General features: G+C 52.3%; 14 protein-coding genes and 3 tRNA genes. 15 read left to right on the forward strand and 2 right to left on the reverse strand.

Features of this window, described 5'->3' with window-relative positions:
* Positions 1 to 90: 90 nt before the first annotated feature.
* On the reverse strand, positions 91 to 918 hold the full coding sequence (locus FFS57_RS20800; protein ID WP_137939753.1) for an HDOD domain-containing protein: 828 nt from the start codon (positions 916 to 918) through the stop codon (positions 91 to 93).
* Positions 919 to 1,217: 299 nt separating this feature from the next.
* On the opposite strand from FFS57_RS20800, the gene FFS57_RS20805 reads away from it, so the two are divergent.
* The 9 genes from FFS57_RS20805 to FFS57_RS20845 all read left to right on the forward strand — a co-directional run bounded on the left by FFS57_RS20805 (position 1,218) and on the right by FFS57_RS20845 (position 15,954).
* Positions 1,218 to 2,336 carry a beta-ketoacyl-ACP synthase III gene (locus FFS57_RS20805; RefSeq protein ID WP_137939754.1) on the forward strand — a complete coding sequence of 373 codons (1,119 nt, stop codon included), beginning with the start codon at positions 1,218 to 1,220 and terminating at the stop codon, positions 2,334 to 2,336.
* Between the two features lie 112 nt (positions 2,337 to 2,448).
* Positions 2,449 to 4,197 (forward strand): autotransporter assembly complex protein TamA, encoded by a 1,749-nt coding sequence (locus FFS57_RS20810; RefSeq protein ID WP_137939755.1) that lies wholly within the window; start codon positions 2,449 to 2,451, stop codon positions 4,195 to 4,197.
* Position 4,198: 1 nt separating this feature from the next.
* Positions 4,199 to 8,077 (forward strand): translocation/assembly module TamB domain-containing protein, encoded by a 3,879-nt coding sequence (locus FFS57_RS20815; RefSeq protein WP_137939756.1) that lies wholly within the window; start codon positions 4,199 to 4,201, stop codon positions 8,075 to 8,077.
* Positions 8,078 to 8,401: 324 nt separating this feature from the next.
* On the forward strand, positions 8,402 to 10,000 hold the full coding sequence (locus FFS57_RS20820) for an ABC transporter substrate-binding protein (protein ID WP_137939757.1): 1,599 nt from the start codon (positions 8,402 to 8,404) through the stop codon (positions 9,998 to 10,000).
* A gap of 103 nt (positions 10,001 to 10,103) precedes the next feature.
* Positions 10,104 to 11,699 (forward strand): ABC transporter substrate-binding protein, encoded by a 1,596-nt coding sequence (locus tag FFS57_RS20825; protein ID WP_137939764.1) that lies wholly within the window; start codon positions 10,104 to 10,106, stop codon positions 11,697 to 11,699.
* 317 nt (positions 11,700 to 12,016) lie between these two features.
* Positions 12,017 to 13,027, forward strand: a complete 1,011-nt coding sequence (locus FFS57_RS20830) for an ABC transporter permease subunit (RefSeq protein ID WP_137939758.1) — start codon at positions 12,017 to 12,019, stop codon at positions 13,025 to 13,027.
* A gap of 12 nt (positions 13,028 to 13,039) precedes the next feature.
* The gene (locus FFS57_RS20835; RefSeq protein WP_137939765.1) at positions 13,040 to 13,996 is read left to right on the forward strand and encodes an ABC transporter permease subunit; all 957 of its coding nucleotides are present in this window, start codon (positions 13,040 to 13,042) and stop codon (positions 13,994 to 13,996) included.
* A gap of 12 nt (positions 13,997 to 14,008) precedes the next feature.
* Positions 14,009 to 14,989, forward strand: coding sequence for an oligopeptide/dipeptide ABC transporter ATP-binding protein (locus FFS57_RS20840; protein ID WP_137939759.1), 981 nt, complete (start codon positions 14,009 to 14,011; stop codon positions 14,987 to 14,989).
* Positions 14,986 to 15,954, forward strand: a complete 969-nt coding sequence (locus FFS57_RS20845) for a peptide ABC transporter ATP-binding protein (RefSeq protein WP_137939760.1) — start codon at positions 14,986 to 14,988, stop codon at positions 15,952 to 15,954. Before FFS57_RS20840 ends, FFS57_RS20845 begins: the two co-directional genes overlap by 4 nt.
* Positions 15,955 to 16,023: 69 nt before the next feature.
* On the opposite strand, the gene FFS57_RS20850 is transcribed toward FFS57_RS20845, so the two are convergent.
* Positions 16,024 to 17,151 (reverse strand): ABC transporter substrate-binding protein, encoded by a 1,128-nt coding sequence (locus FFS57_RS20850; protein WP_137939761.1) that lies wholly within the window; start codon positions 17,149 to 17,151, stop codon positions 16,024 to 16,026.
* Positions 17,152 to 17,307: 156 nt separating this feature from the next.
* Between FFS57_RS20850 and coaD the strand changes: the two genes are divergently transcribed.
* The 6 genes from coaD to FFS57_RS20880 form a co-directional block, all read left to right on the forward strand.
* Positions 17,308 to 17,802, forward strand: a complete 495-nt coding sequence (coaD, locus tag FFS57_RS20855; protein ID WP_137939762.1) for a pantetheine-phosphate adenylyltransferase — start codon at positions 17,308 to 17,310, stop codon at positions 17,800 to 17,802.
* 5 nt (positions 17,803 to 17,807) lie between these two features.
* A complete protein-coding gene (locus FFS57_RS20860; protein ID WP_137939763.1) occupies positions 17,808 to 18,752 on the forward strand; it encodes a class I SAM-dependent methyltransferase in 945 nt (314 codons plus the stop codon).
* A 130-nt stretch (positions 18,753 to 18,882) separates the two neighbouring features.
* Positions 18,883 to 18,969: transfer RNA gene (locus FFS57_RS20865), tRNA-Tyr, on the forward strand.
* 64 nt (positions 18,970 to 19,033) lie between these two features.
* Positions 19,034 to 19,107: transfer RNA gene (locus FFS57_RS20870), tRNA-Gly, on the forward strand.
* A gap of 13 nt (positions 19,108 to 19,120) precedes the next feature.
* Positions 19,121 to 19,195, forward strand: a tRNA-Thr gene (locus tag FFS57_RS20875).
* A 33-nt stretch (positions 19,196 to 19,228) separates the two neighbouring features.
* Positions 19,229 to 19,434 (forward strand): GTP-binding protein (locus tag FFS57_RS20880; protein WP_249384098.1); only part of this gene is annotated, 206 nt, incomplete at its 3' end.

Raw genomic sequence — 19,434 nt, forward strand, 5'->3', positions numbered from 1 at the left:
AGGACTTGAGTTTATCGCCGTCGAACCTGCTGTGAATGGTTGAAAGCCACGATGCCAAACGTAGGCAGTCAGATATCGGGCACTAGCTGGTCAATCATTCAGCAACGTTTCCCAGCCTCGCATCTGTTCGCAAACCTCAGGTAATTCTTCGAAGATCCGCTCGACAGGTAAGCCAAGCCGTTGTGCGACGACTGTTGGAAAATTTGACCGCAATTCTGCAGTATCGGTATCGCTGAGTACGCCGTGCATCAGATATTCCGCGATATGTACCAGGCCGGCCAATGCTGAGAAGGGTTCACCATCCATCGGGGCTGCGTGCATACGAATGGCTGCCTGGATATGATCAGGGAAATTCCAGCGTCGGGCCAGTTCGGCACCGACTTCGGCGTGATCGAAGCCAAAAGTATTCTGTTCACACTGAATGCGGTTGGCGCCTCCTTTCACCAAACGATCGATATCGGATTCATCCTTTGGGTTGGCCAGCCGCATCAGTAGCTGGCCAATGGTGTGCATCAAGCCGGCAGTAAAAGCAACTTCTCCGTTCAGCTTGGCCAATTTGGCCAACCATTTCGATAAGTTGCCGACAGATAGATTGCCGATCCAGTACTGTTTGCTGTCGAAATTCGCAATACGAACCTTCATGCCTGCCAAGCCCGATGCAATCACCAAAGTACGTAGCTTGTCGAACCCGAGTACCACCACGGCGTCCTCGATTGAGCCGATTTGCCGCGGCGCACCAAAGTGGGCTGTGTTGGCAAGGCGCAGTACTTTGGCGGAGATGGTCTGGTCCCGGCTGATGGTTTTGGCCAACTGGTCGATATCCAGATCTTCCTTGTCAAAGCTGGCAATGAGTTCTTGTACCACGCTGGGAATGGTTGGCATTTCATGAAGGTGATCGAATACGGCGTCCATTTTCATGATGGGCGTCTCCTGATTGGCAATGAGATGGACAAGTTTTCAGCATAGACGACCCATCGCTGAAAATCGTCAAGGTCTGTGCAATTGGTCAGCTGCCCATAACCAGTTCTACAAAAAAGCCACCTTCTTGCAGTGCGGATGGTCCGCAGTCTGGATGGCGGTCATGCAAAAGGGCAGATGTGTGATTACTCGGAAGTCATGGCTTGGTGGTGTGTCTGGCAGGTGAAACTTGTGTCAACAGCACCTATGATTTGGAGTAAGATTCGCGCCTTTATTTGCTCCGCAGGATACCGATCATCATGCAACGCGTCGTCATCAGTGGCACAGGCCTTCATATTCCGCCTTTTCAAGTGACCAATGAAGAATTGGTGGCTGCTTTCAACGAATATGCACGTCGCTTCAATGAGGCGAATCGGGAAAAGATCGAAGCAGGTACGCTGGTGGCCATGGAGCCGTCCAGTGTGGAATTCATCGAAAAGGCATCCGGCATCAAGCGACGCTATGTAGTTGAGAAAGCAGGTGTTCTGGATCCGGAACGCATGTATCCACATGTGCCGGAGCGTAGCAATGATGTGTTGTCTTTGCAGGCCGAGATGGCAGTGGCAGCCGCCAAACAGGCGCTGGAGCATGCCGGCAAGGCCCCGCAGGATATCGATGCCGTGATCGTCGCGTGTTCCAATATGCAGCGGGCTTATCCCGCCATGGCAATCGAAGTGCAGAACGCCTTGGGTTGTGGGGGGTATGCATTTGATATGAATGTGGCGTGTTCGTCAGCCACCTTTGGTATCGAGCAGGCTACCAATGCCATCAAATCGGGTACTGCCCGGGCGGTATTGGTCATCAACCCGGAGATTTGTTCCGCACATCTGGAGTTCCGTGATCGCGATTGCCATTTCATCTTCGGTGATGTTTGCACCGCAATGGTGGTTGAGGCGGAGCATACAGCCTGTCCTGGCAGTTTCGAGATTCTGGGCACTAGGCTGGCTACCCAGTTCTCCAACAACATTCGTAACAACTTCGGCTTCATGAATCGATTTGACGAATCGGGAATCGGTGCACGTGACAAGTTGTTCATGCAGGAAGGTCGCAAGGTATTTAAAGAAGTCTGTCCAATGGTGGCTGATCATATCGGCGGGCATCTAGGTACGCTGGAACTGGCACCAACCGACGTCAAGCGATACTGGTTGCATCAGGCAAATCTGAGCATGAACCAACTGATTGTCCGCAAATTGTTGGGGCGAGACGCGACTGAGCAAGAGGCACCAGTGATCCTCGATGAATTCGCCAATACGAGCTCGGCGGGTTCCATCATCGCTTTCCATCGCCATCATGAGGACCTGCAGCCGGGTGAGGTGGGCGTGATTTCATCATTCGGAGCGGGATACTCGGTGGGTAGTGTCGTACTTCGCCGTTTATGACATATTCACAACGGTTGAACAAAAAGCCGCGTATTGACGCGGCTTTTTTCTTTTCCTGTGTAAATGGCCTCACGTAGAATCAGCCACTCACGAAGGCTAGAGGCGGGATCGGGTGCGAAACAAGGTTTGGGTAATCGGGTTGGTGGCGTTGATCGGTGGCGGCACAGCGCCTGCCATGGCAGCTGATTTTGCTTATGAAGTCGAGATTGATAGCCCGGATGGCACACTGCAAGGCCTGCTGGAAAAACATCTGGATATCATGCGTTATCGCGACAGCGAACTGATGACACCTGAGCAATTGCGTCGCCTGTATCGGGATATGCCTAAGCAGGCAGCCGATCTGTTGGCTACGGAAGGTTACTTGTCACCCACATTTGAGCCTGAGCTGGATGACCGTAAAACGCCTTGGCAAGTGAAGCTGAGAGTGGTAACAGGTCAGCCTGCTGAAATTGCCGATGTCACCATTTCGTTGACAGGCGCCGTGCTTAACGAGCCGGATGGCGAAGTGCGGCAACGTCGGATTATTCGAGGCTGGTCGCTGAAAAAAGGTGAGCGATTCCGCCAGGCCGACTGGGACACTGCCAAACGTGGTGGCCTGCAAGGATTACTGGTGAATCGGTTTCCGTCAGCCAGTATTGCCGACAGCGAAGCCTTGATTGATCCCGCCACCAGTAGTGCCAAACTCCGGGTGGTTTATGATAGTGGGCCACGGTTTACCTTGGGTGAATTGAAAGTAGTGGGCCTGAAACGTTATCCGCGCAGCCTGATCGATAACTTGTGGGCGCAAGAACCAGGTGAACCTTACGACTACGCTCAAATCACTGAATTCCAGTCCACTTTGCAGTCCACTCCGTATTTTGATTCAGTGTATGTGGACGTCGATATCGACCCGACTCATGCCGAACTTGCACCGGTTACAGTTACGGTCAAGGAAGCGCCAGTACAGAAAATTGGCGTGGGGCTGGGTTACGGCACCGACAAAGGTATCCGTACTGAATTGGATTACCGTTATAACAATCTGCTGGAAAAAGGCTGGCTGTATCGGGCGCGTGTAGCGGTGGAACGAGAGCAGCAAGAGGTCGAAACCGGTATTGACTTCCCACGCAATGAACGTGGCTACTACGATGGGGTGTTCATTCGCAATCGACGCAGCGAAACGCAGGGTTTGCAGCTCAACAAGACCGAACTGGGCGCGTCCCGTACTCGGACACGCGCTGGTATCGGTTTGACGTATCAAGTGAACTACCTGATCGAGCGTTCACAGTTGGGGGAGGAACGTGATACCAATCGAGCTCTGACTCTGGGCTACAAATGGGTACGCCGCGATGTCGACAATCTACTTGATCCGCGGCGAGGTAATGTATTGGAACTGCAATTGGCTGGTGCCGCACGTGGCATGTTGTCTGATACCAGTTTTGTGCGTGGCTACGCTCGTGCAGCATTGTATTGGCCACTGGGCAGGCAGTTTCTACTGCAGATGCGTGGCGAAATTGGTCAAGTGGTGGCACAAAACGTAGACCGGGTACCACGTGATTGGTTGTTCCGTGTCGGTGGCTCCGGTTCGGTGCGTGGTTATGCCTTTGAAAGCCTGGGTGTGCCTGTAGATGGCGGCATACAGCCAGGTGACGTAATGGCGACCGTATCAGTCGAGTTACAACGTCGGATTGTGAAAAACTGGCGGGCTGCCGTTTTTATGGATGCGGGTAATGCCAGTAACTCTTGGGATGGATTTACCTTGCAACGAGGCTATGGTGTCGGGGCTCGTTATCAAAGCAAGGTGGGATTGTTTGCGCTGGATCTTGGCTATGGCGAGGCAGTACGTAAATGGCGTTTGCACGCCTCGTTAGGAATTGCGTTCTGACATGATGACCGATACTCCGCCTGTTACAACGCCACCATCACGGTTAAAACGAATCTGGCACCATAGCTGGCGTACGATTGCCTGGCTGCTGATCGTGCTGATGATATTGGTCGGTCTGCTGATTGGGTTGACTACCACTACACCCGGGTTGAATCTATTGGTCGGTGCGGTCAATCGCCTGAGTGGTGGCCTGGTCAGCATCAATGGGCTACAAGGCTCGCTTTGGCAGAGCTTGCAGTTGGATGAGCTCAAAATTGCCAGTGGCAAAACCCGTATTCAACTGAACAAAGCGACATTGACCTGGCATCCGACCAAGTTGCTGCAAGGTGCGTTGGCAGTAGATGCGCTGTCGGTCGATATGCTGATCCTGGATCTGCCACCCAGCAACGAACCTACCATCTTCCCCAGTTCATTACGGGCACCACTGGCCATTCATGCCAAGTCCGTATCACTCAATCAATTGAAGCTGGTCCAGGAAAACCTGGTGCTATCGCACTTGGTAGCAAGCCTGAACAGCACCGGAGTACAGCATGAGCTCAAGCTGAATTCACTGACCAGTCAATGGGGAGCATTGAATGGCAAGCTATCTGTGAATGGTGATGCGCCCTATGTTTTGTCCGGTGAAATCACGGGCAAAGGTGGCTTGGGTGAGCACCCGATTCAACTGGAGGCGAGACTGCGTGGTGACTTGAAATCATTGCAAGTGGCATTGGCCGGGCACAGTGGCCAAGCCAAAATGCTGTTGGATGCTCAGTTGGCACCCTTTGCCAGTTCACCACCTGCAATGGTGCATTCGTTACGAGGTCGGCTGCATGATATTGATTTACCCAGTTGGGTACCTGGTGCGCCAAAGGCGTTGCTGAATGGCTTGGTCTATGTCGAACCCCATCGAACCGGATGGCGTGGCAAGATCGATTTTGAAAACCGGCAGGCAGGCACGGTTGATGCCGGTGCCATTCCAGTTGATCGTCTGGTTGGTGGGCTAGGCTATGACTCAGGTACTCTGCAGGCCAATGGGCTGGTGGTCCATCGCAGTAATGGCAACCTGCGATTGAATGGTACGTTGTCAGAAGCCAAGTTGGCGTTGGAAGGTATTGCCAGCAAACTGGATACCAAGACATTGCACCAAGCACTCAAGCCAACTGCAATCAATGGAACGTTGAAGCTCTCGGGCTCTGTATCTGCACCGGCATTGATGGTTGATCTGACCGACGCATTGCTGGCATTGCAGGCAGATCTGCTATGGCAACGTCAGGGTAAGGCGCCAGCATTGATCGTCAAACACGCCAAGCTGACCCATGAGGCTGGCCGGGCCGAATTGACCGGCCAACTTGGGCTGGATGCACAAAAGGCATTCCAGGCCAAGCTGGAGCTGGATCATTTCAAACCCCAGGCATTGGCACAGGTGCCCCCTGCAGATATCAACCTGACTGCCGATGTGGCTGGTGCCTTGACGCCGGGGTGGTCGCTGGTGGGTCAATTCAATTTACTGGAAAGCAAGTTGGGGAGCCTGATGGTGAAAGGGCAAGGCACCATCAAGGCACTGGCCGATCGCATTGAACAAGTACAGTTGGCGCTGACCGCGGGCACCAATCAATTGACGATCAATGGAGCGCTAGGTGAATCCAGCGATACATTGCAATTGGTGTTGCAGGCACCAGATTTGAATCTGCCTGAATACCAAATGACCGGTGCCGTATCCGTCAATGCTAAATTGACTGGTGCGATGAATCGTCCCTCTCTGATAGCAGCAGCCACTGCACAGCGCCTTCGACTGCCGGGTGATGTTCAGATCGCCTATCTGGCGAGCCAAGCCAAGCTGGAGGCAGAAGCAGGTGGGCGGCTTGACGCCCAATTGACTGCTGATGGGATTGCGCTGGCAGGTAAGCAACTGAATAGTGTGCAATTCAAATTGGATGGTACCCGTGCCCAACATCACGCCAGCTTGGCCATCAACGGCCAACTGGCCGCTGTGCCCGTTAACTTGAGGCTGGTAGCAACAGGGGCTTTGTCACAAGAGGGCGAGTGGCAGGGAATGGTGAATGAGTTGGAGAATACTGGTCTGTATGCGATCAAGCTGTTGGCACCACTCCCACTCACTGCCAATACCCAACGCGTGGCGCTGCAATCCGCTTCGTTCAACGTGCTGGGCAGCCCAGTGCAGCTGGAAAAACTGATTTGGCAGCCACAAGGGTTGGAAGTGGCAGGCCAGGGGCAATTGGATACGGCGCGGTTGTTGGCATTGACTGAACAGAATCTTCCAATCAAATCCAGCCTGGTGCTGGATGCGCGCTGGCAACTGGTATTGGGCCAGCATCTGGATGGTACATTGGTACTGAAGCGTAGGCAGGGCGATCTGGTGCTGACCGAAGCAGGTACCGAAGAGGGTATGCCATTGCACTTGAGTGGTACTCAAGTTGAATTGCAGTTGCGACAAGATTTGCTGAATGTAGTTGCCGATATCACCTCTACCTCGCTTGGCGGTCTCAAGGCCAAAGCCGATGGCGCTTTGGCCAACACCGAAACAGGGTGGGGGGTGGCCAGAACGGTACCGCTGCGTTGGCGGGTAGATGGTGAAATGGCCTCGATTGCTTGGGTCGGCCCATTGCTGGGGCCAATGGTACGAACAGCTGGCCGAGTGGCATTGGATGTAACCGGTGAGCAGATTGGCAGTCGTCTGCAACTGGGCGGATGGGTGCATGGCAATGATCTGGTATTGAACGATCCGGATCGTGGACTTTCCTTCAAGGAAGGGTTGTTACGTGCCGAGCTGCAGCAGGATCAACTGCTACTGAAAGATCTGCTTCTGAAGGCGGGGAAAGGCCAACTTAGCGGTAGTGGTACGTTGGCATTATCTGCCGATGCACCTTCCGCCAATTTGATGGTCAAGGCTGAGCGTTTCGCTGTCTTGACCCGTCCTGACCGGCAACTGGTGATCAGTGGAACAGGCCAGATGCGGCTGGAGCGCAATGAACTTCATCTGGATGCGAAGCTGAAGGCAGACGAAGGTCTGTTCCTAGCAGATAAAAGTGATTCACCCACATTGGGGAATGATGTGGTCATTGTTGGCCGTACCAGCAACAAACCCAAAGCAGGTTCGGCAATGCCGGTATTTTTGACGGCAGGGTTTGATCTGGGTGACAAGCTGAAAGTGCAAGGCTTTGGGTTAGACGCTACCTTGGGCGGTGCCTTGATTGTCAAAGCAACGCCGCGCCGACCACTTTCCGCCAGTGGTACTGTCCAAGTCGAAAAAGGCCGATATGCTGCCTATGGACAAAAGCTGGTCGTCACCCGCGGATTGGTCAATTTCCAAGGCCCGCTCGATAACCCAAGCCTGGATATTCTAGCTGTGCGTGAAAACCTGCAGGTCGAAGTGGGGGTACAGGTCGCGGGCACAGCACAAGCACCACGGGTGACGCTCTATTCCGATACGCCCATGCCGGATACGGAAAAGGTGTCCTGGCTGGTGCTGGGGCATTCCGGCGCCAATATGAGTCAGGGGGACGCGGGTGCTTTGCTACTGGCGGCCAGTGGCTTGCTGGGTGGTGATTCGGCCAACTCGTTTGCCAAAACCTTGGCAGAAACCTTCGGTCTGGACGAAATCGGGGTGGGTTCAGGTTCTGGCACTAATAAACAAACTGCCAACGGTGAGGGAGGAGCGCAAGGGCTGTCGTTGAATACCCAGGTGATTACCTTGGGCAAGCGACTATCCGATCGCGTCTACCTGGCTTACGAGCAAGGTCTGACAGGCGCCAGCGCTGCGCTGAAACTGACCTATCAGATCAGTAAGCGCCTATCAGTAGTGGCACGAGCGGGTCAGCGCGAAACGCATGTTGATGTTCAGTTTACGCACCGATTCGATACATTGGGTGATCAATAACTGTGCGTCAATACAGTAGCTTGCCGATGCTGCACTGCACGATGTGTGATCGATGCAACAAACCCATGCATGCGGCTACCCGATTGACGTTGAGCATGTTAGTGTAGCGCCCGTGACAACGCGGCACACGGTGCCCGGAGATTGTCCAAACCTGCAGCAGCGCCGTCAGGCGATTGTGTTGTTTGCAGCAGGAAAATGTTGTCGGATCAAATGTTTCCGTCGTACTTGCCCAAACTGGATCACACATTGCTTGAAAGCGGCCATGTCGCAAGGATCTTCTCTGGTGACATCGGTATTACATAATTCAAGTCTGAGAGGAAAGAGATGCAAAACCGACTTCTGAAACTGGCCATTGCGGCTGCCTTGGCTTGCGGCGCCACCCAAAGCTATGCTGCCGGAAAAACGCTCGTGTTCTGCTCTGAAGCCAGCCCGGAAGGTTTCGATCCTGGCCCCTACACGTCCGGCACGACATTCGATGCCTCTGCCGAGACCATCTACAACCGCCTGGTTGAGTTTGAGCGCGGCAGCACTAAGGTGCAGCCTGGTCTGGCTGAAAGTTGGGAGGTTTCTCCGGACGGTCTGGTTTACACCTTCAAACTGCGCAAAGGTGTGAAGTTCCACAGCAGTGAAAGCTTCAAACCGACCCGTGAATTCAATGCCGATGACGTGGTGTTCACTTTCACCCGCATGATCGACAAGGATCAACCATTCCGTAAAGCCATGCCGGTCGAATTCCCCTATGCCTCCGATATGGGCATGGATGCGAACATCACCAAAGTGGAAAAGGTTGATCCATACACCGTCAAGTTCACGTTGAAAAAGATTGATGCGCCGTTCATCCAGAATCTGGCTATGAGCTTTGCGTCGATTCTGTCTGCCGAGTATGCGGACAAATTGCTGAAGGATGGCAAGCCACAGCTACTGAATCAGCAACCAATCGGTACTGGTCCGTTCGTATTCAAGAGTTACCAGAAAGATGCCGCCATTCGCTATGACGCGAACAAGGATTACTGGCGCAAAGGTGAGGTCAAACTCGACAAGCTGATCTTCGCCATTACCACTGATGCCAACACCCGTATGCAAAAGCTGAAGGCAGGCGAGTGCCACCTGACCGTCTTCCCTCGTCCGGCCGATTTGGCTGTGCTGAAGGCAGATCCGAAGCTGGTAGTGCCAAGCCAGGCTGGTTTCAACCTGGGTTACCTGGCCTACAACGTGAAGCATAAACCGCTGGATAAGGCCGAAGTCCGTCAGGCGCTGGAGATGGCAATCAACAAGAAAGCCATCATTGATGCGGTATACCAGGGTGCCGGCCAGCCGGCTACCAACCCAATGCCACCGACCCAGTGGTCTTATGACAAAGGCCTGAAGGATGTGGGTTACAGCCCGGAAAAGGCCAAGGAAATGCTGAAGAAGGCGGGCGTGGCTGACGGTACTGAAATCACCCTATGGGCAATGCCGGTTCAGCGCCCGTATAACCCGAATGCCAAGTTGATGGCAGAAATGATTCAGGCAGACTGGGCCAAGGTTGGCATCAAGGGCAAGATCACCACTTACGAGTGGGGTGAGTACCTGAAGCGTGGCAAGGCGGGTGAGCACGACACCATGCTGGTAGGCTGGACTGGTGATAATGGAGATCCGGACAACTGGTTGGGTGTCAACCTGGGTTGTGAAGCAGTGGGCGGGAACAACTATGCGCAGTGGTGCAATAAGGAATTCGATGATCTGATCGTCAAAGGTAAGCAAACCACTGACCCCAAGAAGCGTACCGAGTTTTACACCAAGGCTCAGCAAATCTTCAAGAAGGAGCTGCCTTGGACCACCGTTGCCCACTCGACTGTCTATCAGCCGATGCGCAAGGAAGTGGACGGCTTCAAAATCAGCCCGTTTGGTCTCAACAGCTTCTACGGCGTTAGCCTGAAGTAATGCGTACCTGACGGGGCTCAATCAGGACGGGTGTGAACCCGTCCTTTTTTCATCACACAAGCCCGACAGGGCGAAAAAAACATACAGGATTGAGAGAAGCATGATGAAAAACAAAACAATGCTCGCTATGGCGATCACAGCTGGGTTGACAATCGGGGCGCAAGCCCATGCGGCCAAGGTATTGACAGTCTGCACCGAGGCCAGCCCGGAAGGTTTCGATATTTCCCAATACACCGCCGCTGTTACGGCTGATGCCACCTCAGAAGCCATTCATAACCGGTTGGTCGAATTCGAGCGGGGATCAACCAAAGTTGTACCTGGACTGGCTGAGAAGTGGGACATCTCCAAGGATGGGCTGGTCTACACCTTTACATTGCGTAAAGGTGTGAAGTTCCACACTACCGAGTATTTTAAACCGACTCGCGAATTCAATGCCGATGATGTGCTATGGACATTCAATCGCATGCTGGACAAAAACCATCCTTGGTTCAAGGTCAGCACACGCGGTTACCCTTATGCGGAAAGTATGGAATTTCCGACATTGGTGAAATCGATTGAGAAGGTTGATCCCTACACCGTCAAATTTACGCTGAATCAACCAGAAGCCCCATTCCTGGCTGATCTGGCGATGGGTTTTGCCTCTATTTTTTCAGCTGAGTATGGTGATCAGCTCTTGAAGGCTGGTAAGACTCAACAACTGAATCAATTACCAATCGGTACTGGCCCGTTCGTTTTCAGGCGCTATGAGAAAGACGCCCAGATCCGTTTTGATGCGCACAAGGATTACTGGAAAGGTAAGGCAGCGGCTGACAAGCTGATTTTCGCAATTTCCCCTGATACGTCGGTCCGTATCCAGAAACTCAAAGCAGGTGAATGCCAGATTGCCTTGTATCCGTTGCCCAATGATGTGGCCAATCTGCGTAAGGATCCCAAGATCAGGGTTGACGAACTGAATGCGCTGATGACGGCCTATTTGGCCTTCAACATGGAGCATAAGCCCTACGAAAAGAAAGAAGTCCGTCAGGCAATTTCGATGGGGTTCGACAAGAAGTCCTATATCAAAGCATTGTTTGGCGAGGCGGCCAGCCCGGCGATCAATCCGTTTCCTTCGACCATGTGGAGTTACAGCAAGGAAGTGAAGGACTACGAATACAATCCTCAAAAAGCCAAGGAACTTTTGGCAAAAGCGGGTTTCCCGAATGGCTTCAAAACCACAATCTGGACCCGCCCTGGCGGTGGTACCGTCAATCCGAACCCCAAGCTGGGCTCTGAGATGCTGCAAGCAGACTTGAAGAAGATCGGGATCGATGCCGAAATCAAGGTGGTGGAGTGGGGCGAGCTGCTGAAGCGTGCCAAAGCGGGCGAACACGACATGGTTTTCAACGGTTGGGCGGGTGACAATGGTGATCCCGATAACTTTCTGACCCCATTGTTGTCGTGCACCGCAGCCAAATCTGGTGAGAACTACGCACGTTGGTGTGACAAGAAATTTGATGAATTGCTGGATAAAGCAAAAACCAATTCTGATCCGAAAGAACGCACCAAACTTTATCTCGAAGCACAAAAGGTGTTTAAAGAGACAGCGCCGTGGCTGACCTTGGCGCATCCAACCATGTTTGTGGCTATGCATAAAAATGTGAGCGGTTACAAATTGTCACCACTTGGAAACAACCACTTTTGGGGCGTTGACATTAAGTAACCCCCACGATTGGCCTGAAATAACGGGTTGGCAATGAGTCGACCCGTTTTTTTGCAGTGCAATATCACAACATGCTTACTGCATATATTCGGGAAAACCAGTTGATTCAAGTTGTTGTTTCACTTTCAAACGGGTAATATCCGCCCCACTTTTCGTGGTGGGTTGGCAATCCCAGCCCAGATGATGGACACCACGGGCTGTTGCCAAGCACGCAGCGGCAGGTTGTAAAAAGGTACTGAACTGGTCTTTTGTGCAGTACGATCTTTTCATGGTCTGCCCGATGCGCGTTTGCGACGCCTTCAACAAAGGTTGACGCTATGCTCTCCTTTATCCTCAGGAAGATCGGGATGGTCATTCCTACCTTCCTCGGGATCACGCTGATCGCTTTCGGCTTGATCCACCTTCTCCCCGGCGACCCAGTTCTGGTCATGGTTGGCGAACGACGACTTGATCCAGAAATGTACAAGGCCGCTATGCATAATCTGGGACTAGATCTGCCGTTGTGGCAGCAGTACCTTCACTACCTGACTCGTGCTTTGCAGGGCGATCTTGGCAATTCGCTGATCACTAAAGAGCCGGTGATGACTGAATTCCTCAAGCTGTTCCCCGCGACCTTCGAGCTGTCGGTCTGTGCGATGTTGTTTGCCACCGTATTTGGTCTACTGGCTGGGATACTGGCCGCAATCAAACGTGGTACTGTCGTCGATCATACCGTGATGGGTGCCGCGTTGACTGGCTATTCCATGCCTATCTTCTGGTGGGGCTTGATGTTGATCATTCTGTTCTCGGTGACGCTCGGCTGGACCCCTGTCTCCGGCCGGATTTCGCTTGAATACGATATCGTGCCGAAGACTGGTTTGCTGCTGATCGATACGCTGATGTCAGACGAAGAAGGTGCATTCATTTCAGCGCTGCGGCATCTGATCCTGCCATCCATTGTGTTGGGAACCATCCCAATGGCCGTGATTGCCAGGATGACTCGTTCCTCCATGCTGGAAGTGCTGCGTGAGGACTATATCCGTACTGCTCGGGCTAAAGGTTTGTCGAAAACGCGCGTCATCATGGTCCATGCACTGCGTAATTCTTTGATTCCGGTCGTTACTGTCATTGGTTTGATGGTTGGCACATTGCTGGCAGGGGCGGTATTGACCGAGACCATCTTCTCTTGGCCGGGTGTGGGCAAGTGGTTGATCGATGCGGTATTCCGTCGTGACTATCCAATCGTACAAGGTGGCATTCTGATTACAGCCACCATCATCATCGTCGTCAATTTGCTGGTAGACATCATGTATGGTGTCATCAACCCGCGCATTCGCCACGCGAGGTAAACCATGGCTGAAATGACTACTACCGTTGTCCCGCAGCAGGCCGAAGTGGCTGTGTTGTCCTATCCTTCACCGTTGAAGGAATTCTGGCAAAGTTTTTCTGCCAATCGTGGTGCACTGATTGCCATGCTGTTCATGTTGGCTCTGATCATCTGTGCCGTTTTTGCACCATGGGTTGCACCGCACAGCCCGATCGAACAGTATCGTGACCATATGTTGACACCTCCTTTCTGGCAGGCGGGTGGTTCAACCCGTTTCCTGCTGGGGACGGATGATCTGGGGCGAGACATTTTGTCACGTCTGATCTTCGGTGCGAGATTGTCGCTGTCCATCGGCTTGGTTTCAGTGGTCATGTCTATGATCCCTGGAATCGTTCTGGGCCTTGTAGCGGCGTTCTTTCCCAAGCTGGACACCGCTATCATGCGTCTGATGGATATTCTGCTGGCGTTACCCAGCTTGCTGCTGGCGGTGGCCATTGTATCCATCCTCAGTAACGACGCATTTGACAAGGCGGTGGAAGGACTTTTCCACATCAACCCCAGTTTGTTCAAGACCATGTTGGCGATTGCCTTGGTCAGCCTGCCCAATTATGTTCGCCTGACACGTGCGTCAGCCATGGCGGAAATCAACCGCGAATACGTGGTGGCATCACGTGTGGCGGGGGCTGGCACTTTGCGTCTGATGTTCAACGCTGTGCTGCCAAACTGCATGGCACCTATTATCGTTCAGGCCACTTTGGGCTTCTCCTCGGCCATTCTGGACGCTGCAGCGTTGGGTTTCTTGGGATTGGGCGCACAGCCGCCCTTGCCTGAGTGGGGCACCATGTTATCGTCTGCACGCGACTATATCGAACGTGCTTGGTGGGTCGTGACTATGCCTGGTTTGACCATTTTGTTCTCGGTATTGGCCCTGAACCTGATGGGGGACGGCCTGCGCGATGCGCTTGACCCGAAACTGAAACGTGTCGCTTAAGGGGATGAGGACATGAGTCTGTTGAAAATCCGTAATCTCTCCGTCACGTTTGGTAGCGGTGCTAATCCGTTTCGTGCCGTTGATGGAATCGACTTTGAAATCGATCGTGGCGAAATTGTTGGCACTGTCGGTGAGTCCGGTTCAGGTAAATCAGTCACCATGCTGGCGTTGATGGGGTTGATTGATGCGCCAGGGCGTGTGACTGCCGATGAACTGTCGTTTGATGGTAAAAATCTGCTTACCATGTCAGAGCGCGAACGTCGCAAAATCATCGGCAAAGACATTGCCATGATTTTCCAGGATGCTCTTTCCAGTTTGAATCCAAGCTACACTGTCGGCTACCAGATCAAGGAAGTGCTTAAGGTACATGAAGGGCTGCGTGGTGCTGCGCTTGAGCGCCGTGCGTTGGAGTTATTGGAGATGGTCGAGATTCCTGATCCCAAGTCACGTCTCAACGCCTATCCTCACCAGCTATCCGGTGGGATGAGCCAGCGGGTAATGATTGCGATGGCGATTGCCTGTCGGCCCAAGCTGCTGATCGCCGATGAGCCGACAACAGCGTTGGATGTGACAATCCAGGCCCAGATCATGGATCTGTTGGTCAATCTGCAAAAGAGTCAGAATATGGCTCTGATCATGATCACGCATGATCTGGCTGTTGTTGCGGAAATCGCTCATCGTGTGAACGTGATGTATGCCGGGCAGTTGGTCGAATCCAATCGAGTGCCTGCAATTTTCGAGCATCCTCGCCATCCATATACCCAGGCGTTGTTGGCATCGATCCCGGAACACAGCAAAGGTGCGCATCGTCTCTCTACCTTGCCTGGTATTGTGCCGGGCCTTTACGACCGCCCCAAGGGCTGTCTGCTGAGCCCACGTTGTCCCTATGTACAAGACCAATGCCGCAATGAGCGCCCCCGCATAGAAGTTAAAAATGGACTGGGCGTACGTTGTTTCACCCCATTGAACGATGAAGGGAAGCCGACAGTATGAGCAAGATACTGATCGCGAAAGAACTCTCGCGCCACTATCAAGTCTCGCGTGGCTTCATGAAAGGCCAAGCGACTGTCAGGGCGCTGAATAACGTGTCGTTTGAGCTGGAGCCAGGTAAAACGCTTGCGGTAGTTGGTGAATCAGGCTGTGGCAAGTCAACTCTGGCCCGCCAGTTGACGATGATCGAACAACCAACCAGCGGCCATCTGGCCATTGAAGGTATTGATGTTGCGTCAGCCAACAAGTTGACGCTGAAGCAGATGCGGTCCAAGGTGCAGATGGTGTTCCAGAACCCCTATGCATCGTTGAATCCGCGCAAACAAATTGGTTCTGTGCTGGACGAGCCGTTGTTGATCAATTCTGGGCTATCCAAAGCAGAACGAGAAGACAAGGTCAAGGCCATCATGGCCAAGGTTGGCTTGCGTCCGGAACATTTTCATCGCTACCCGCACATGTTCTCTGGTGGGCAACGGCAGCGAGTGGCCATTGCCCGTGCCATGATCCTTAATCCAAAGATCGTGGTGGCGGATGAGCCTGTGTCTGCACTGGATGTGTCGATTCAGGCGCAGATTTTGAACTTGTTCATGGATTTGCAGGATGAGTTCAATATTGCTTATGTGTTCATCTCGCATAACCTGGCAGTGGTTGAACATGTCGCCGATGATGTCATGGTGATGTATCTGGGCTCGACAGTTGAATACGGTAAGCGTGACAAAATTTACAGTCGGCCTCTGCATCCATATACCCAGGCATTGCTGTCAGCGACACCTGCGATTCGTGAGGAAGACCGACGACAGAAGATCAAAATTCAGGGTGAGCTGCCGAGCCCGTTGAATCCGCCCTCTGGTTGTGCTTTTCACAAACGCTGCCCGCATGCAATCGATCGCTGCAAGCAGGAGGTTCCCACTTTACGGACTTTCGACGAGCGCATCGTTGCCTGTCATCGTGTTGAGGAAATCAACTAATTCATGTTGGGTAGAAAACAAAAAGGCCGCAATTGAATGCGGCCTTTTTGCTTGACGGTCCCGGCTTGGTTAGCGAGATAAGGCTCCTTGCTGGTTCATCATGGTCAGATCAACAAAGCGGGAGCCTCGGTGTTGACGATCGGCGAAATCAATCTTGAAGTTGCCTAGATCAAAATCGCGTAGCCCATCCAAGGCCTTTTGAACTGTCTCCCGAGTTGGGTTTTTACCGGCACGCTTGATCCCCTCTGTCAGGACTTTGGCGTTGATAAAGCCTTCCAGTGAGGCGTAGGAGAGTCGGGCGTTGGGCGCATACTTCTTCATCACTTCTCGATATTCCTTGATCAATTTCATATGGGAAGCATCCAACCCAGGGTAGACCTGAGATACACCTAACCCAGCCACATTGGCCGCTCCATTCAATCGCACCAATTCTTCGTGGCTGACCGTTGATAGGCAAAAGAGCTGGGATTTGCCGCCCATCTGGCGAAATTGCTTGATAAAGGTTGCCGCAGGACGTGTCAGTGCAATCAGAAGAATAGCCGGTGGATTGGCTGCAGCAAGCGCTTTGGCAGCTTGCTCCACGTTCTCCGTGTTTTTTTCGAAACTGGCAGTGATGCCAAGTTTCAGCCCTTGCTTTTGTAAGGATTTTTTTGCTGCATCCAATCCGGCAGAGCCAAACGCATCATCCTGATACAAGGCGCCAAGTTCGTCTGCTCCAAGGCTCTTGAGTACCGTCACAATCTTATCTACTTCTTCGACATAGCTGGCCCGAGTATGGAAGAGTTGCGGTGAGCCCGTTTCCCGTAAGCTGTTGGCACCACTATAAACACCTACCAAAGGGATGCCTGCTTTGCCGAGTACGTTCTGTTGCAACAATCCGGCAACATTGGCAGTGCCAAAATAACTTACCAGGGCCAGGGCATTTTCCTGGTCAACCAGAATACTTGTATTGATATCCGTGGCACCAGGCTGGTACTGGTCATCTTTGACAATATGCTTGACCGATTGTCCATTGATGCCACCATTGGCATTCAGAAACGCGAAATAGGCACGTGTGCCTTGAGCCAGATCATTTCCTGCATCTGCTGCTAGGCCGGTTAACGGAGCGGATTGACCGACGACAATATCGGCAAGACAGGGTGTGGCAATGCCAGCCCAGGCAACTATTAATAAGTGACGAAGATGAAGCAACAGCATAGATGATGCTCCCAAGTACGTTGATGCGTTGGGATAGAGTAATACAGCTCGGGATAAATATGTCAATTCACTGATGCTGCAATGCAATGACCTGCTTCGCCCTATCCTGGGGCATGGTATATTGCCTTGAGACTGAATAACTGACTGAGGGCGACCATGAGGCGAGCGGTATATGCCGGTAGTTTCGATCCGGTAACAAAGGGGCACCTGTGGATGATTGAAGCAGGTGTCAAACTGTTTGATGAGCTGGTGGTGGCTATTGGTGTCAATCCAGACAAGCGATACACCTTCACTGTGGGTGAGCGCAAAATTATGCTGAAAGAGTGCACCCGTCATTTACCTCATTTGCGAGTGGAAGCATTTGAAAATCAATTTCTGGTGAATTACGCGAAATCAGTTGGGGCCAACTATGTGCTACGTGGCATTCGCTCCCCAAGCGACTATGAATTTGAGCGCACGATGCGCTATATCAACGGTGATCTCTTTACCGACATTGACACTGTCTTCCTGATGCCACCTCGCGAAATTGCAGAGGTCAGTTCGACCATGGTCAAAGGCATGGTCGGGCCGCAAGGATGGGAGGATGTTGTTCGTCAGTATGTTCCCGACGCAGTCTATCAACACTTACTTGATCATCACGCACGTACCTAAACGCTATGCCCGATTTTGCAGCATTTGAAAACCGTCTTCGTAAGAATCACAGGCACTGGAGTAAATGGGCTCGTCGCAATGGCATCGTAGCCTATCGTATCTATGATCGGGATGTTCCTGAGTTTCCATTTATCGTTGATCTATATGGCAATCGTGTTCATCTTCAGGAGGTCGATACCGGATGGCAGATGGATGACGATAGCTATGATGCTTGGCTACAGCAAGCTTGTCGGGCTGTTGCCACTGTCTTGGATATATCACTGAATGCAGTTTCGCTCAAGCAGCGCAGGCGACAACGGGGAGCGGCCCAATACGAAACGACAGGGCAAGAAGGTGAAGATTTTGTGGTGGAGGAGGGAGGGCATCAGTTTATTGTTAATCTTGACCGGTATTTAGATACGGGGTTGTTCCTGGATCACCGACCGATGCGGTCCAGAGTGCAGAAAGAGGTTTCTGGTAAGCGCTTTCTCAACCTTTTTGCCTATACTGGTAGCTTTTCAGTCTATGCCGCTCGTGGTGGTGCTGTTAGCTCAGTTACGGTAGATATGTCGAATACCTATCAAGACTGGACAAGACGCAACTTTGTACTCAATGGAATCGATTTGACCCAGCATGTCCTTGTGCGGGCCGATGTCTTCCGATTTTTGGAAGAGGCAACTGCACGTCGCGATCAATTCGACTTGATCGTGATGGATCCACCATCCTTTTCCAACTCCGCCAAGATGGTTGATGTACTCGATATTCAGCGTGACCACGTTCAACTGATTACTCAGTGTATGAAACTACTGTCAACAGGTGGTGTTCTCTATTTTTCAAACAATCTGCGCACTTTCAAGCCGGACGAAGTGCTTTTTTCGCAATTTCAATGTATGGAAATCTCAGATTCTAGTGTGCCGGAAGACTTCCGCAATAAGCGTATACACCGCTGCTGGCGGTTCATGCAGCACTGAATGATAAAAAATGGCTGGCTAAATTACTGTAAAAACAATGTGATGTAAATTCTGTCTATTTTTTTCAGAAAAAAGTGCGAAATAGTGTTTGACAGGTTTAGGTAACTTCACCATAATGCGCGGCTCATTCGGAGGGGTTACCCAAGCGGCCAACGGGTCCGGACTGTAAATCCGGCGGTTTATACCTTCGCAGGTTCGAATCCTGCCCCCTCCACCAAAGGTTTAGTTGCTTGCGGTGTGAAGTGTGATCCGTGAGGCAGGTGTTAGGTTAGCTTGGCTCAGCGGGTGTAGCTCAATGGTAGAGCAGAAGCCTTCCAAGCTTACGACGAGGGTTCGATTCCCTTCACCCGCTCCACCATCAGGTTAAGGCCCATGTAGCTCAGGGGTAGAGCACTCCCTTGGTAAGGGAGAGGTCACCAGTTCAAATCTGGTCATGGGCTCCAGTCTTCTGGAATTCGGAAATCTAAGGAACGGTCATGGCAAAAGAAAAGTTCGAGCGGACGAAGCCGCACGTAAACGTAGGCACGATCGGTCACGTTGACCACGGCAAGACAACATTGACAGCTGCAATCACCACCATTCTGTCGAAGAAGTTCGGTGGAGAGGCTAAGGGTTATGATCAGATCGACAGCGCGCCAGAAGAAAAGGCGCGTGGTATCACGATCAATACCGCTCACGTTGA

It is taken from the genome of Chitinivorax sp. B, from assembly GCF_005503445.1.
Classification (GTDB): domain Bacteria; phylum Pseudomonadota; class Gammaproteobacteria; order Burkholderiales; family SCOH01; genus Chitinivorax.